Consider the following 13,875-nt stretch of genomic DNA (forward strand, 5'->3'; position numbering starts at 1 on the left):
CCCTCTCGCAGACCCGGCCTGCGATCAGATTTCGACCTGCGTGCCCATTTCCACCACGCGGTTGGGTGGAATCTTGAAGTATTGCGTGGCGCGTACCGAGTTGCGCGCCATGATGCTGAACAGCCAGCCGCGCCAGCGGCTGATGGCTGGATGCTTGCCCTGCACGATGGTCTCGCGCGACAGGAAATATGAGGTTTCCATCGGTTCGAAATGCAACTCCGGCTGCAGCTCTTCCACCTGTGCAAGAATTTCCGGCACCTGTGGCTCTTCCTTGAAGCCGTAGGTGGCAATGATCTGGTGGAAGGTTTGCCCCAAACGGCGGATCACGACCCTTTCGCGACGCGGCACGAACGGGATATCTGCAGTGGTCACGGTCAGGAATACCACCTGCTCGTGCAGCACCTTGTTGTGCTTGAGGTTGTGCAGCAATGCGTGCGGCACCGAATCGGTACTGCCGGTCATGAAGATGGCCACACCCTCTACGCGCTGCGGCGGCGATGCTTCCAGGCTTTCGATGAAGCCGGCCAGGGGCAGCTCGCCCTCGTGCAGCTTGTCGCCCAGCAGCGAGCGGCCGCGATGCCAGGTCATCATCACGGTGAACGACGCCAGGCCTACCACCAGCGGCAGCCAGCCGCCATCAGGCACCTTCAGCACGTTGGCGGAAAAGAGCAGCAGATCGATCAGGAACAATACCGACAGCACGAACCACAGCACCACGCGGCGAGCCTTGCTCAGCGTGCGGCCCAGCACCATGAAGGCCAGCAAGGTCGTCATCACCATGGTGCAGGTCACCGCAAAGCCGTATGCAGCGGCCAGTTTGGTGGAGGAACCCGCCACCAGCACCAGCACGATCACCGAAACCAGCAATGCCCAGTTCACCTGCGGCAGGTAGATCTGGCCGATTTCCGTCTCGGACGTGTGTTCGATATTCATGCGCGGGCAGAAGCCCAGCTGGATGGCCTGCTTGGTCACCGAGAACGCACCGGAAATCACCGCCTGTGACGCAATCACCGTAGCCACCGTGGCCAGCACCACCAGCGGCACCAGGCCCCAATCGGGCGCCATCAGGAAGAACGGGTTCTTGATTGCCGATGGGTCACGCAACAACAGCGCGCCCTGGCCAAAGTAGTTGAGCACTAACGACGGCAGCACAAAGATGAACCACGCACGGCGGATGGCCGGTCGGCCGAAATGGCCCATATCGGCATAAAGCGCCTCGGCACCGGTGAGCGCCAGCACCACCGCGCCCAGCAGCACGAACGCCTGCACCGAATGGTATTCGGCAAAGCGCAACGCATGCACCGGGTTCATTGCCGCCAGTACGCCGGGGTTCTTGATGATCTGCATCAGGCCCAGTGCGCCCAGCACGAAGAACCATAGCAGCATCACCGGGCCGAACAATTTGCCCACCGTGGCAGTGCCGCGCGACTGGATCATGAATAGCGCCACCAGCACGCCGATCGTGATGTAGATGATGTACGGATCCAGCGTATGCGAAACGATACCGATCCCTTCCAGTGCGGACAGCACCGAAATGGCCGGTGTGATCATGCTGTCCCCGTAGAACAGCGCGGCCCCGAAAATGCCCGCCGCGGCAATCAGCAGCGCCTTGCGCGAGCCGGGCTTGGCCTTCTGCAGCGCCAGCGCCATCAGCGACAGCACACCCCCTTCGCCACGGTTATCCGCACGCAGGATGATGATCACGTACTTGAGCGACACCACCAGGATCAGTCCCCAGAAAATCAGCGACAGCATGCCGAAGACGTTTTCCTGGATGATTTCCAGCGGATAGTGCCCGTTCAGGCATTCTTTCAGCGTGTAGAGCGGGCTGGTACCGATATCACCGTAAACCACGCCAAGTGCTGCAAGCGACATCGCGGCAAGACTGGATTCGCGGCCGGTGGGGGAGGGATGGCTCATGGGCAACCAGGCTGTATGTAAGTCGCGCGATTATAGCCCCGGGCTTGAGGGCTCCTGATAACTTTTGGGGCATCGTTGCGGCAAAGCAGCATAAATCTGCCGCCAGTCGAAATAAGGCCCGGGATCGGTCTTGCGTTCCGGCGCAATGTCATTGTGGCCAACGATGCTGCCAATTGGGTGCACCGCAGCAATCGCCTGCAGCAACGGTAGCAGGCTGGCATACTGCGCGGGTGAAAACGGCTGCAGATCGGTGCCTTCCAGTTCGATGCCGATGGAAAAATCATTGCAGCGCGCCCGCCCTTGCCAGCGCGATGTGCCTGCATGCGCAGCACGCTGCAGACAGGAAACGAACTGGATCACCTCGCCATCGCGACGGATGAAGAAATGCGCGGCCACACGCAGCTTCACCAGATCGCCATAGCCGGGCGCCGCATCAGCGGCCAGCGTATTGGTAAACAGCCGCTCGACATGATCCGAGCCAAACTCGCCCGGCGGCAGGCTGATATTGTGGATCACCACCAGATCGACCGGCATGCCGGCTGGCCGCTCATCACGATTGGGGCTGGGCACATGGCGTGCGCCGTTGCACCAGCCATCAGCATCGATGGCGAAAGTGTTCACTCCTTCATCCCCAGCCGTTCCATGCGATAGCGCATCGAGCGGAAGGTAACCCCCAGCAACTTGGCCGCTTGTGTGCGGTTGCCGCCGGTTTTTTCCAATGCCTCCAGAATGGCCTGTTTCTCCACCCGGTCCAGGTAGTCCTGCAGCGTACCCACCCCATCGGCAGCGCTGCCCAGCGGCTCGCTGCCAGCCGGATTGAGCTGCAAGTCATCCTGGCAGATGGTTGCGCCGTCCGATAGCGCCAGCGCGCGCTCGAGCATGTTTTCCAGCTCGCGCACATTGCCGGGGAAATCGTAATGCAGCAGCGCGGTCAGCGCACCGGCATCAAACTCGGGCTCGTCCATGCCGTTCTGGTGCGCCAGGCGCGCCAGCACATGGCGGGCAATCAATTCGATATCGCTGCCCAGCTCGCGCAGCGGCGGCATTTTCAGTTCGATCACGTTGATGCGGTAATACAAGTCCTGGCGGAACCTGGCCGCCTCCACGCATTTGGCCAGGTTCTGGTGCGTGGCCGAAATCAGCCGTACATCCACCGCTTCCTCGATGGTACTGCCCACCTTGCGGACCTTGCGCTCCTGAATGGCGCGCAGCAGCTTCACTTGCATCGCCAGCGGCAGGTCGGCAACTTCATCCAGAAACAGCGTGCCACCGCTGGCAGCCTGGAAAAAACCGTCGCGGTCTTCGTTGGCGCCGGTGAATGCGCCTTTCTTGTAGCCGAAGAACTCGCTCTCCATCAGATTTTCCGGAATCGCACCGCAGTTCACCGCAACGAAATCCTTCTCGACCCGGCTGGATTTGGCGTGGATGGCACGCGCTGCGCGCTCCTTGCCGCTACCCGATTCGCCGGTGATGTATACCGGTGCCTGGCTGCGTGCCAGCTTGTCGATCAGATCGAGTACCTGATGAATGGGCGCCGATTCACCCAGCAGCATGCGCGCGCCCTGCGCGCCCTCCTGCACGGCAGGCGCATCATCGATGCGCAATGCGGATTTGACCAGCGTACGCAGCTGATCGAGCGACACCGGCTTGGCCAGGTAATCGAACGCGCCGGCCTTGAGCGCGGCAACGGCATTCTCGGTGCTGCCATACGCGGTGATCACCGCAGCAGGCACATCCATTTTGCGGGCCTGGATATGGCGGATCAGCTCCAGCCCCTCGCCATCGGTCATGCGCATATCGGTCAGGCACAGATCGTAGCGATGGGCATCGAGCAGCGCCCGGCCCTCGCTCACGCTATGGGCCTTGTCGACTTCCAGCCCCATTTTCAGCAGGGTGAGCTCAAGCAGCTCCGCAAGATCGCGTTCGTCATCAACGACAAGAATGCGCTTTGCGCCCCTAGACTTTTTGGCCATCGTATCTCCCGAACACTATCCTGAAGCAGGCGCCGCCTTCGTCCGGCGGCAGATATTCAAGCAAGGCCGCATTGGCGGCGCAGATTTCCCGGGCAATATACAAGCCCAGCCCGGTGCCTTTCGATTCGGTGGTGAAGAAAGGCTCGAACAATTGCGATTGTGCATCCGCCGGTACCGGCGGGCCATCGTTCACCACATCCAGCCGCCAGCGGCCGTCGCGCGTGCTTACCCGCATGGACAGGCTGCCCGGCTCCTTGCTGCAATAGCGCCAGCCATTGCGCAGCAAGTTCCACAATACCTGGTGCAGATGCCCCGGATCGAAGCGGATTACCGCTTCATCCGGGCAAACCATTGCCACCGGGATGCTGATGTCCTCCGCCTGGCGTACCTCTTCCAGGAAAGACGGCAACCAACTGGCGATGCGGATTTCACTCATCTGCACCCGGTCACGGCGGTTCAGCTCCAGCACGTCACGCACCATGCGCTCCAGCCGTGCGGCATTCTCGTTGATGATTTGCGTCAACCTGGCCTGCAACGGATCCGCGCTGCTCTCTTCGCGCAGCAACTGTGCGGCATGGCTGATCGCCCCCAGCGGATTGCGGATTTCATGCGCCAGGTTGGCCGTCAGCCGCCCGAGCGCCGCAAGCTTGAGCTGCTGCGCTTCGCGGCGCAGCCTGTCCATGTCTTCCAGATAAACCAGCACTTCCTGATCGGAAGAAGCAGCCAGACGCACAAAGCGTGGCCGCAGGGTCTTGCGCGAAGCCGCTTGCAGCAGCGGCGACAGCTGTTGCGGATCTTCCCGCCAGGCCGACAAGGCCTCGGCCAGGCCACTCAGCACGCTGGGCAAAGATGCATTGGGTCCCGGCTGTACGCCGGTCAGCCGTACCGCCTGATCATTGATCTGCCGGATCACCCCGTTGCGATCGACCACCAGCACACCATCGGATACGTCCTGCAGGATGCGCTCGTTGAGTTGGGCCAGGTTGGCAAGATCGATGCCGCGCTGTTCGGCCAGCCGTTCGCTTTCTGCCGCATAGCGCGCCAGCCGGTGCGCCAGCCATGCCACGGCGAAGCATGCCGCGCACAGCAACGCAGGCACCAGGAATTCATCACTGGATGCACGCCCCACCAGAAACTGCCACATCTGTTCGCCCAGCACCGCGATGCTGGCAACAGCCGCATGGAACAGCGTCATGCGCCCGCGCGAAATCAGTCCCGCGGCCGCCAGATAAGGCAGCAGCAGAATACCCAGCCCGCTCTTGATGCCGCCCATCAGATGCATGATGCCGACAATGAACACCACGTCGGCCAGCACCTGGATGCCCAACTGGACATGGAATGCCGGCAAGCGGCGCGCAATGCCCACCGCAAACACCAGCGCAATGCAGATGTATGCGCCCAGCAGTTGCAGGAAGAATGGCCACTCCTCAGCTGAAATTGCCGGCTTTCTGGAGAGCCAGCTCACGCTGCCGAGCAAGGCGATCAGACAGAGAAAACGGAAAACGTTGAGGAGCGCCAGCGAGCGCCAGTGCAATTCGGAAGGAGAAGAATGAAGCCGGGGCATGCGGGACTCCAGCCGGGAACCCGGCCCCGTTGCGGGGCCGGGAACATGTTTATTGTTGTTGCTGGATATGGCGGCGTGGCGAGCCATCGATAAAACGCGACAACTCGGTCAACGCGGCTTCGTAGACACCGCGCTTGAACTCGATCACCGCCTCCAGCGGTGCCCAGTATTCGTTCCAGCGCCAGGCATCGAACTCGGGATGACTGGTACGGCGCAGACAGACGTCCGAATCGTGTCCAGTCAAACGGAGCAGAAACCAGATCTGCTTCTGGCCTTTATAGGTGCCGCGCCATTCGCGGCGAACCCAGTGAGTCGGCACATCGTACTTCAACCAATCGCGGGTGCGGCCTATGATCTGCACCTGGCGGGGCTCCAGCCCCACTTCTTCCATCAGCTCACGGAACATGGCCTGTTCCGGGGATTCGCCCTGCTTGATGCCACCCTGCGGAAACTGCCAGGAATGCTCACGCACGCGCTTGCCCCAGAACACCTGGTTCTGACGGTTGACGATGATGATGCCGACGTTCGGGCGATAGCCGTCACGGTCGAGCATGGTAATACCTTGTAAATCTTGGGTTAGACCAATTCTCTCATCTTGCACCCCGGTTAGGAAGGGGCACGGAGGGCAAACATCGGTGCTGCCCGCCTATCTGGCGCGCACATGCTTGCTGGTGGTGATAACCCGGAGCGGGAAAGCGATTTTTTCAGCCAGGCTGATCATCGACGGCACGCATCATCGCTGCATTCCGGAGGGATTCGATCACGTCAGCCTTCAGGCAGGCTACACGAACAGCTTTCTGTCGTTATGCGGATTCATCCGCGCCAGATCAGTGACGAACTCGGTGAATTCCAGCCCGTATTGCGCTTCCAGCTTTTGCGCACGTGCGGTGAGCGCCTCCCATTTCGGGTCGCCCAACGGGCGTTTGAAGCCGAAGGCAATCACATTGCCTTTTTGCCTTGCCGGCAAACACAGGAAACAACCATCGAACACATCGGAAAGGCGATCACAGTATTGCTGGAAGCGCTTGTCCGATCCCCACAGGTTGACTGCCAGCACACCATCGCCGCTCAGCTTGTCGCGGCAGGCCATGAAGAAGTCCGGCGTGGCCAGCGGCGGGGCGATGCCGGTAGCGCTATAGGCATCCATCACGATCAGGTCGGCGCTGCCGTCGGCCATACTGCACACGTGGGCAGCACCGTCGCCGGTGATCACGTCCAGCCTGGCGTCATCATCGGGCAGGAAGAACATGCTGCGTGCCACGTTCACTACCTGCTGGTGCAGTTCCACGCAGGTGATGTGCGTTTGCGGCAGATTGCCGTATGCCCACTTGGCGATAGAACCGCCCCCCAGGCCGATCAGCAGCATCTCGCGCGGCGGCTCGATGAACAACAGGCAACCGAACACGCAACGGCTGTACGCCAGCACCAGCTCCGCCGGGTTGTTCACGCGCATGGCGCTTTGCGTATCGTCGTTGCCGAAGTGCAGCTTGCGGATGCCGAACTCCTCGGAGATATCGATCACCAGTTCATCATCGGGCCGGCTGGAAAAGCGCTTGGAGCGGAACAGCATCAGTCCGCCCCGCAACCGGCAACATCGGCTGGCTTCGATGCCAGGATGGAAATGCGTGCCGGATCCTTGAAGGTTTCACGGTCGAACGCCTTGTCGCCGTCTTCACGCGCCACGCCATCCGCCTTCGCACCGGCAAAGTCATGCAGCTTGGTATCGGCCAGATGCGATGGCACCACGTTCTGCAGGCTGCGGAACATGGTTTCGATACGGCCGGGAAAGCGCTTGTCCCAGTCGGCAATCATGTCGCCGATCACAGCACGCTGCAGATTGGGCTGCGAGCCGCACAGATTGCACGGAATGATCGGGAAACCCTTCAGCGCGGAATACTTGATGATGTCCTTCTCACGGCAGTACGCCAGCGGGCGGATCACCACATGCTTGCCGTCGTCCGATACCAGCTTGGGCGGCATGGCCTTGAGCTTGCCGCCGTAGAACATGTTGAGGAACAGCGTTTCCAGAATGTCTTCGCGGTGGTGGCCCAATGCGACCTTGGTAGCGCCCAGTTCGTCGGCCACGCGGTACAGGATGCCGCGGCGCAGGCGCGAGCACAGGCTACAGGTGGTCTTGCCCTCAGGCACCAGCTTCTTGACGATGCTGTAGGTGTCTTCCTCGATGATGCGGTATTCCACCCCCAGCGCGGCCAGGTACTCGGGCAGCACATGCTCGGGAAAGCCCGGCTGCTTCTGGTCCAGATTGACCGCGACGATACTGAAGTTGATCGGCGCCGAGCGCTGCAGGCTGAGCAGGATGTCGAGCATGGTGTAGCTATCCTTGCCGCCGGACAGGCACACCATCACGCGGTCACCCTCTTCGATCATGTTGAAATCGTTGATGGCATCGCCCACCGCATGGCGCAGCCATTTGTTGAGCTTGTTGAGTTTCTGCTTTGCAGCCGCATCACGCTCTGCATCGTTCAGCGCGGCGGTTTCCGTATTGGCGTTCATGGTGGCCCTGGGGTATCCCAATAGCGTCGGGGCGCGATGCGCCCCGAGATAGAGTCTTGAATTGGTAAGGATTTTACCGCAAAAGCACGCGCTTACCTATGGCAGCAGCCATGAGGCATGCTATGCGGACCACGCCAGCAATGCAGCACCATGCTCGCCCAGCCAGTCCCGCTGTTTTTTCCAGTCCGGGCAAACGGCGGCCACGACGGCCCAGAACCGCGGCGAGTGGTTCAGCTCTGCCAGATGTGCCAGCTCGTGGATGATCACGTAATCGATCACTTCGGGCGGCGCCTGCATCAGCCGCCAGCTCAGGCGCACATCACCGGCGGCGGTGCAGCTACCCCAGCGGGTTCTGGCACTGGTGAGCAATACCCGGCGTGCCACCAGATTCATCCGCTGCTGCCAGAGCGCGACGCGCTGCAGGAAGTAAGGCCGCGCGGCGCGCTGGCAAAAACGCGCAAATGCGGCCGGCAGCTGATCCGGCGGTGCGGCCAGCGCCAGCGTGGCATCATCCAGCCGCGCACGGCCGGCATTGGCAATCAGCATGCGGGGGCTGCCCAGCCACAGCACCTGCCCACCGCCGGCAAGCTGCGGCGCAGCTGCACGCGGGGTATCGAGGTGGCGCAGGATCCAGTCGGCTTTCAGGCGGATCACCCGTTCGGCCTCGGCCACCGGCGCACGTGCCGGCAATGTGACGGTCAACCCGTCACCGCCGATTTTCAGGCCGATAGAGCGCCGGCGTGCGCTGCGCTTGAGCGTGTAATCGAGTGTGCGGCTGCCCAGCTCAAGCCGTTGCCGCATCACGGGGAAACCTGGGGCCGCGCTCGGGAAAGGCGGCCAGTTGGCCTTCGATCCAGCCTTCCACTTCGGTCATGATGGCATTGGCGGTGCGATCGGCAGTAGGGATCACCGGGCCGACCTTCACCGTGATGGTGCCCGGCCACTTCAAAAACGAGTTACGTGGCCAGAACTCGCCCGAGTTCAATGCCACCGGCAGGATGGGCACATGCAGCTCGCTGGCAAGGCGCGCACCGCCCTGTTTGTAATGGCCACGCTGCCCCGGCGGCACGCGCGTGCCTTCCGGAAAGATCAGGATGCAGAAACCCAGCCCCAAGCGGTTGCGGCCCTGTTCCATCAACAGGCGCTGTGCTTCCGAGCGATTGCCGCGGTCGATGGCAATCGGCGACAGCGTGCGCAAGCCCCAACCGAAGAACGGCACTTTAAGCAGCTCACGCTTCAGCACGAACACCATGGGCGGCAGCATCTCCTGCAGCGCCATGGTTTCCCATGCGGACTGATGCTTGCTCATGATCATCACCGGCTGTTTGGGCACGTTTTCCAGCCCTTCCACCCGGTATTTCACGCCGCAGGTCACGCGCAGCCAGAAAATCATCATGCGTGACCACTTGCTGACGAAGCGGTAACGCGCCACCGGCGGCAGCGGCAACATCAGCAGGCAAAGAATGGCATAAGGCGGGGTGACCACCAGCATACCCAGCCAGTACAGCGCAGAACGGAACCAGATCATGTGTATCAGTGCGCCTGTCGTTTCAGCAAAAAATCGGTAAATTGGGCCAGATCGTCGAATACCGCGGTGGCATCGGGCAAACCGCCCTTGGCAGCGGTGGCCGTGCCCTTGCCGGTCAGCACCAGTGCCGGGCGCCCGCCTGCGGCAACGATAGCCTGCAAGTCGCGCAGGCTGTCGCCCACCATCCAGGTTTCCGCCAGATCGGCATGAAAGCGCCGCGCGATATCGTGCAGCATGCCCGGCAAAGGCTTGCGGCAATCGCAGCCGCCATCCGGCGTGTGCGGACAGAAGAACACCGCATCGATATGGCCACCAAAGTTCTGCGCCGCGCGGTGCATCTTGGCATTGATGCGGTTGAAGGTATCCACGTTGAACAGGCCACGGCCGATCCCGCTCTGGTTGGTGGCCACCACCACCATCCAGCCGGCACGCGTCAGCTCGCCGATCGCTTCCAGGCTGCCGGGCACGGCAATCCATTCTTCCGGCGATTTGACGAAATCATCGCGGTCTTCATTGATGACGCCATCACGATCAAGAATCAGCAGTTTCATGGTGTTATGCGGCATCAGTGATCGGATACCCGCAATGGCGGCAAGGTTTGCAGCTCAGCCGCCATGCAAAATAATCCGTGGGTCATTCGGCCAGCAGCGACAGTTCTGCCACACGGTTCATCAGATCGGCCAGCGCGGACAGCAATGCCAGCCGGTTGCCACGTACTGCGGCATCGTCCGCCATCACCATCACGCCGTCAAAGAATGCATCGACCGGTGCCTTGAAGGCGGCCAGCTGCTTCAATGCGCCCGTGTAGTCATGCGCGGCCAGCGCGGCCTCAACCGGGCCCTGCAACGCACGCAGCGTATCGAACAATGCTTTTTCCGGTGCCTCGGCAAACAGGCCGGCATTGATCGCCGGCACATCGCCTTCCACCTTCTTCAGGATGTTGCGGATACGCTTGTTGGCTGCGGCCAGCGCAGTTGCTTCCGGCAGCGCCTTGAATTCGGCCACGGCTTTCAGGCGCACCCGTACTTCGTCGAAGCGCGGCGGGTTCAGCGCCAGCACCGCATCGATATCCGCCGCCGGGTATTCCGCCGCCAGGTAGTTCTTCAGGCGGTCGAGCATGAAACCATATACGCCATCGACGGTGCCTTCCGCCACCACGCCAGCCGGGAATGCGGCTGCAGCCGCCACCAGCAGTGCGTGCAGGTCGAGCGGCAAGTCCAGCAACTGGCGCACCACACCCAGCGCGGCGCGGCGCAGTGCAAACGGGTCTTTATCGCCAGTCGGGATCAGGCCGATGCCCCAGATGCCGACGATGGATTCAAGCTTGTCCGCCAGCGATACCGCTTGCGCCACCGCGCCTTGCGGCAGCGTGTCGCCAGCGAAGCGCGGGTGGTAATGGCCTTCGATCGCAGCGGCAATCACATCGCCCTCGCCATCAAGGCGTGCGTAATACATGCCCATGATGCCTTGCAGCTCGGGGAATTCACCCACCATGTCGGACACCAGGTCTGCCTTGGCAAGGTAAGCTGCGCGCGCGCACACCGCCTTGTCCGCGCCCAGCGCCGGGCCGATCTCGCCGGCGATTTTCTGCAGGCGCTCGACGCGTTCGAGCTGGCTGCCGATCTTGTTGTGGTACACCACGCTGCGCAGCGACGGCACGCGTGATTCGAGCTTTTTCTTCTGGTCCTGCTCGAAGAAGAATTTGGCATCCGACAGCCGCGCGCGCAGCACACGCTCGTTGCCACCGACGATGGCGGACGAATCGGCGGCCTCGATATTCGATACCAGCAGGAAGCGGTTCATCAGCTTGCCGTTGCCATCCAGCAGCGGGAAGTACTTCTGGTTCTGCTGCATGGTCAGGATCAGGCATTCCTGCGGCACCTTGAGGAAATCGGCCTCGAAGCCGGCCTCCAGCACCACCGGCCACTCCACCAGCGCGGTCACTTCATCAAACAGCGCATCGTCGGCGGCAATGGTGGCGCCCAGGCGCGCAGCGGCAGCGTGCAGCTTGTCGCCGATCAGCGCGCGGCGTGCGTCGAAGCTCGCCACCACCTTGCCTTCTTCGTAGAGCTTCTTCGCGTATTCATCGGCATGGGCCAACTCGACCGCACCGGCAGACAGGAAGCGGTGGCCCTGCGTGGTACGGCCGGATGCCAGATGCAGCACCCTGGCGGCAATCACATCGCTGCCGTGCAGCACGGTCAGGCCGTGGATCGGACGGATGAACTGACCATCGCGGTCACCCCAACGCATCATCTTGGGGGCAGGCAGCTTTTTCAGCGCCACTTCGATCAGGCCGGACAGCAGTGCGGATAGCGGCTCGCCTGCTTTCACGCTGCGGAAAATGAACACATCCTGCTTGCCGTCCGAGCCTTGCTCGAGCGCATCCACACTCACGCCGCACGAGCGGGCAAAGCCCGCCAGCGCCGGCGTGGGCACGCCATCCTTGAAGCCGGCGGCCACGGCCGGGCCTTTTTTCTCGATTTTCTGTTCAGGTTGCAGCGCGGCAACCTGCGGAATGCTCACCGCCAGCCGGCGCGGGCTGGCAAAGGCGTGGTATTCAACCCCGGCATCCACGAAACCCAGCTTTGCCAGTTCGTCGAACAGAGACTTGGCAAACGCTGCGCCCAGTTTCGGCAGCGCCTTGGGCGGCAGTTCTTCGGTAAACAGTTCAATCAACAGCGTTTGCGTCATCTTTTCTTACTCTTCTTGATCTTCAGTATCGAGCACAGTTCAAAAGCGGGGCTGGCAAGGCGTGCGAGCGCAGACAGTACAACAAGTACGGCAAGCGGGCACAACGCAGCCAGGCACGGTTTTCAATCTGTGTCTGGCTTGGCGTCTTTGTCTGCCATGATCTTGCAAACCTGACGCACGAAATCGGCGCCATAACTATCGGCAGCCTGATCGGCAAATTCCCACTGGAAGCCGGGCACGTCATAGCGCGCCACCTCAACCCCATCCTCGTCACGCAGCTCGACGGCAATGCCGGCCATGCGCCCGCTCGGGCAATCGATGGCCTGGCGCGTGTACTTGTTGCGGTACTTGCCCTTGGATTGCCCATCGATCTGGTCGGTCTTGAACTTCTGCCACATCCACACATAGGTGTAGCGCGCCGAGCCCTTGTCCTCTTCGGCTTCGTGGGTGACCGATGCACTGTCCACCCACATCTCGAAGTCCGGCATGGTGCCGTACTGGCGCCATTCGGCCTTCTTTTCCGGCACCGGCGCCGGGCCATCGAGCTTGTCGTCGTACTTGCCGCAAGCGGCAAGCAGCAGGCCCAGGGCGAGGAGCAGCGCGCGCATCACCACGATGCCCTAGCCGGCTGCCTGCTGGCACATCGGGAAACCGAGTGCTTCGCGGCTGTCGTAATACGCTTGCGCCACCTGGCGTGCCAGCGTGCGGATACGGCCGATATACGCGGCACGCTCGGTCACCGAAATGGCGCCGCGCGCATCGAGCAGGTTGAAAGTATGCGCAGCCTTCAGGATCATTTCATAACCCGGCAACGCCAGGCCGGCATCGAGCAGGCGCTTGGCTTCGGATTCGAAGTTGCCGAACAGATCCAGCAGCAATGGCGCGTTCGAGTGCTCGAAGTTGTACTTCGACTGCTCCACTTCGTTCTGGTGGTAGATATCACCGTAAGTGACCACCTGGCCATTCGGGTACTTGGTCCAGACCAGGTCGTAAACGTTTTCCACGCCCTGCAAATACATGGCCAGGCGCTCCACCCCGTAGGTGATCTCGCCCAGTACCGGCTTGCAGTCGAGGCCGCCCACCTGCTGGAAATAAGTGAACTGCGTCACTTCCATGCCGTTCAGCCACACTTCCCAACCCAGACCCCAGGCGCCCAGCGTGGGATTTTCCCAGTCATCCTCGACAAAACGGATGTCATGCACGGTGGGATCAATGCCCAGCTTTTTCAGCGAGCCCAGGTACAGCTCGAGGATATTGTCCGGGTTCGGCTTCAATACCACCTGGAACTGATAATAGTGCTGCAGGCGGTTGGGGTTCTCGCCATAGCGGCCGTCCTTGGGGCGGCGGCTGGGCTGCACATAGGCGGCGTTCCATGGCTCCGGGCCGATAGCGCGCAGGAATGTGGCGGTATGGCTGGTGCCAGCGCCCATTTCCATATCATAGGGTTGCAGCAACGCACAGCCTTGTTCGGCCCAATAGCGTTGCAGTGTCAGCAGGATTTCCTGGAAGGTCAGCATGATTACGTAACGTGCTCTGGCATCTTCTAAACCCGCTGATTCTACTTGCTTTGTGGGTTGGCGACCAATCCACCGCCCAGCCGGTGCATCGTCTTGTGCATGACAGCAAAAGCGCGAACCCCTATGCTTTGGGAACTTTGCTGCTGCTACGCCCTTCTTGCAGCA

13 protein-coding genes are annotated in these 13,875 nt (G+C 61.6%); all 13 read right to left on the reverse strand.

The window, feature by feature from the left end:
* Positions 1–24: 24 nt before the first annotated feature.
* The gene (locus IGB42_RS03155; RefSeq protein WP_174764161.1) at positions 25–1,920 is read right to left on the reverse strand and encodes a potassium transporter Kup; all 1,896 of its coding nucleotides are present in this window, start codon (positions 1,918–1,920) and stop codon (positions 25–27) included.
* A gap of 30 nt (positions 1,921–1,950) precedes the next feature.
* Positions 1,951–2,541, reverse strand: a complete 591-nt coding sequence (gene ampD / locus IGB42_RS03160; protein ID WP_159666630.1) for a 1,6-anhydro-N-acetylmuramyl-L-alanine amidase AmpD — start codon at positions 2,539–2,541, stop codon at positions 1,951–1,953.
* Complete coding sequence (locus IGB42_RS03165) at positions 2,538–3,893, reverse strand: sigma-54 dependent transcriptional regulator (RefSeq protein WP_159666633.1); 1,356 nt, start codon at positions 3,891–3,893, stop codon at positions 2,538–2,540. Before IGB42_RS03165 ends, ampD begins: the two co-directional genes overlap by 4 nt.
* Entirely contained in the window at positions 3,877–5,457 is a 1,581-nt protein-coding gene (locus tag IGB42_RS03170) for a PAS domain-containing sensor histidine kinase (RefSeq protein WP_159666636.1), read from the reverse strand. Before IGB42_RS03170 ends, IGB42_RS03165 begins: the two co-directional genes overlap by 17 nt.
* 49 nt (positions 5,458–5,506) lie before the next feature.
* Positions 5,507–6,010, reverse strand: coding sequence for an RNA pyrophosphohydrolase (locus tag IGB42_RS03175; protein ID WP_159666640.1), 504 nt, complete (start codon positions 6,008–6,010; stop codon positions 5,507–5,509).
* A 228-nt stretch (positions 6,011–6,238) separates the two neighbouring features.
* Positions 6,239–7,027, reverse strand: coding sequence for a spermidine synthase (locus tag IGB42_RS03180; protein WP_159666643.1), 789 nt, complete (start codon positions 7,025–7,027; stop codon positions 6,239–6,241).
* Entirely contained in the window at positions 7,027–7,971 is a 945-nt protein-coding gene (gene ttcA / locus IGB42_RS03185; RefSeq protein ID WP_174764162.1) for a tRNA 2-thiocytidine(32) synthetase TtcA, read from the reverse strand. The genes IGB42_RS03180 and ttcA overlap by 1 nt, the downstream gene beginning before the upstream one ends.
* A 120-nt stretch (positions 7,972–8,091) precedes the next feature.
* The gene (locus IGB42_RS03190) at positions 8,092–8,772 is read right to left on the reverse strand and encodes a M48 family metallopeptidase (protein WP_159666646.1); all 681 of its coding nucleotides are present in this window, start codon (positions 8,770–8,772) and stop codon (positions 8,092–8,094) included.
* Positions 8,756–9,499: a 1-acyl-sn-glycerol-3-phosphate acyltransferase gene (locus IGB42_RS03195; RefSeq protein ID WP_159666649.1), complete on the reverse strand. Its 744-nt coding sequence runs from the start codon at positions 9,497–9,499 to the stop codon at positions 8,756–8,758. Before IGB42_RS03195 ends, IGB42_RS03190 begins: the two co-directional genes overlap by 17 nt.
* 5 nt (positions 9,500–9,504) lie before the next feature.
* A complete protein-coding gene (gmhB, locus tag IGB42_RS03200; RefSeq protein ID WP_201799806.1) occupies positions 9,505–10,050 on the reverse strand; it encodes a D-glycero-beta-D-manno-heptose 1,7-bisphosphate 7-phosphatase in 546 nt (181 codons plus the stop codon).
* Positions 10,051–10,132: 82 nt separating this feature from the next.
* On the reverse strand, positions 10,133–12,193 hold the full coding sequence (glyS, locus tag IGB42_RS03205) for a glycine--tRNA ligase subunit beta (RefSeq protein ID WP_159666655.1): 2,061 nt from the start codon (positions 12,191–12,193) through the stop codon (positions 10,133–10,135).
* Positions 12,194–12,315: 122 nt separating this feature from the next.
* Positions 12,316–12,801 (reverse strand): hypothetical protein, encoded by a 486-nt coding sequence (locus tag IGB42_RS03210; RefSeq protein WP_159666658.1) that lies wholly within the window; start codon positions 12,799–12,801, stop codon positions 12,316–12,318.
* Between the two features lie 12 nt (positions 12,802–12,813).
* Positions 12,814–13,710 (reverse strand): glycine--tRNA ligase subunit alpha, encoded by an 897-nt coding sequence (gene glyQ, locus IGB42_RS03215; protein ID WP_159666661.1) that lies wholly within the window; start codon positions 13,708–13,710, stop codon positions 12,814–12,816.
* Between the last annotated feature and the right edge of the window lie 165 nt (positions 13,711–13,875).

Origin of the sequence: Andreprevotia sp. IGB-42, from assembly GCF_009848685.1 — a bacterium.
Classification (GTDB): domain Bacteria; phylum Pseudomonadota; class Gammaproteobacteria; order Burkholderiales; family Chitinibacteraceae; genus Andreprevotia.

Coding starts and splice junctions, on each gene's coding strand:
- glyS (WP_159666655.1), bottom strand. CDS start 12,193: ATGACGCAAACGCTGTTGATTGAACTGTTTACCGAAGAACTGCCGCCC.
- IGB42_RS03180 (WP_159666643.1), bottom strand. CDS start 7,027: ATGCTGTTCCGCTCCAAGCGCTTTTCCAGCCGGCCCGATGATGAACTG.
- IGB42_RS03190 (WP_159666646.1), bottom strand. CDS start 8,772: ATGCGGCAACGGCTTGAGCTGGGCAGCCGCACACTCGATTACACGCTC.
- IGB42_RS03210 (WP_159666658.1), bottom strand. CDS start 12,801: ATGCGCGCGCTGCTCCTCGCCCTGGGCCTGCTGCTTGCCGCTTGCGGC.
- IGB42_RS03165 (WP_159666633.1), bottom strand. CDS start 3,893: ATGGCCAAAAAGTCTAGGGGCGCAAAGCGCATTCTTGTCGTTGATGAC.
- gmhB (WP_201799806.1), bottom strand. CDS start 10,050: ATGAAACTGCTGATTCTTGATCGTGATGGCGTCATCAATGAAGACCGC.
- ttcA (WP_174764162.1), bottom strand. CDS start 7,971: ATGAACGCCAATACGGAAACCGCCGCGCTGAACGATGCAGAGCGTGAT.
- IGB42_RS03195 (WP_159666649.1), bottom strand. CDS start 9,499: ATGATCTGGTTCCGTTCTGCGCTGTACTGGCTGGGTATGCTGGTGGTC.
- IGB42_RS03155 (WP_174764161.1), bottom strand. CDS start 1,920: ATGAGCCATCCCTCCCCCACCGGCCGCGAATCCAGTCTTGCCGCGATG.
- IGB42_RS03175 (WP_159666640.1), bottom strand. CDS start 6,010: ATGCTCGACCGTGACGGCTATCGCCCGAACGTCGGCATCATCATCGTC.
- IGB42_RS03170 (WP_159666636.1), bottom strand. CDS start 5,457: ATGCCCCGGCTTCATTCTTCTCCTTCCGAATTGCACTGGCGCTCGCTG.
- glyQ (WP_159666661.1), bottom strand. CDS start 13,710: ATGCTGACCTTCCAGGAAATCCTGCTGACACTGCAACGCTATTGGGCC.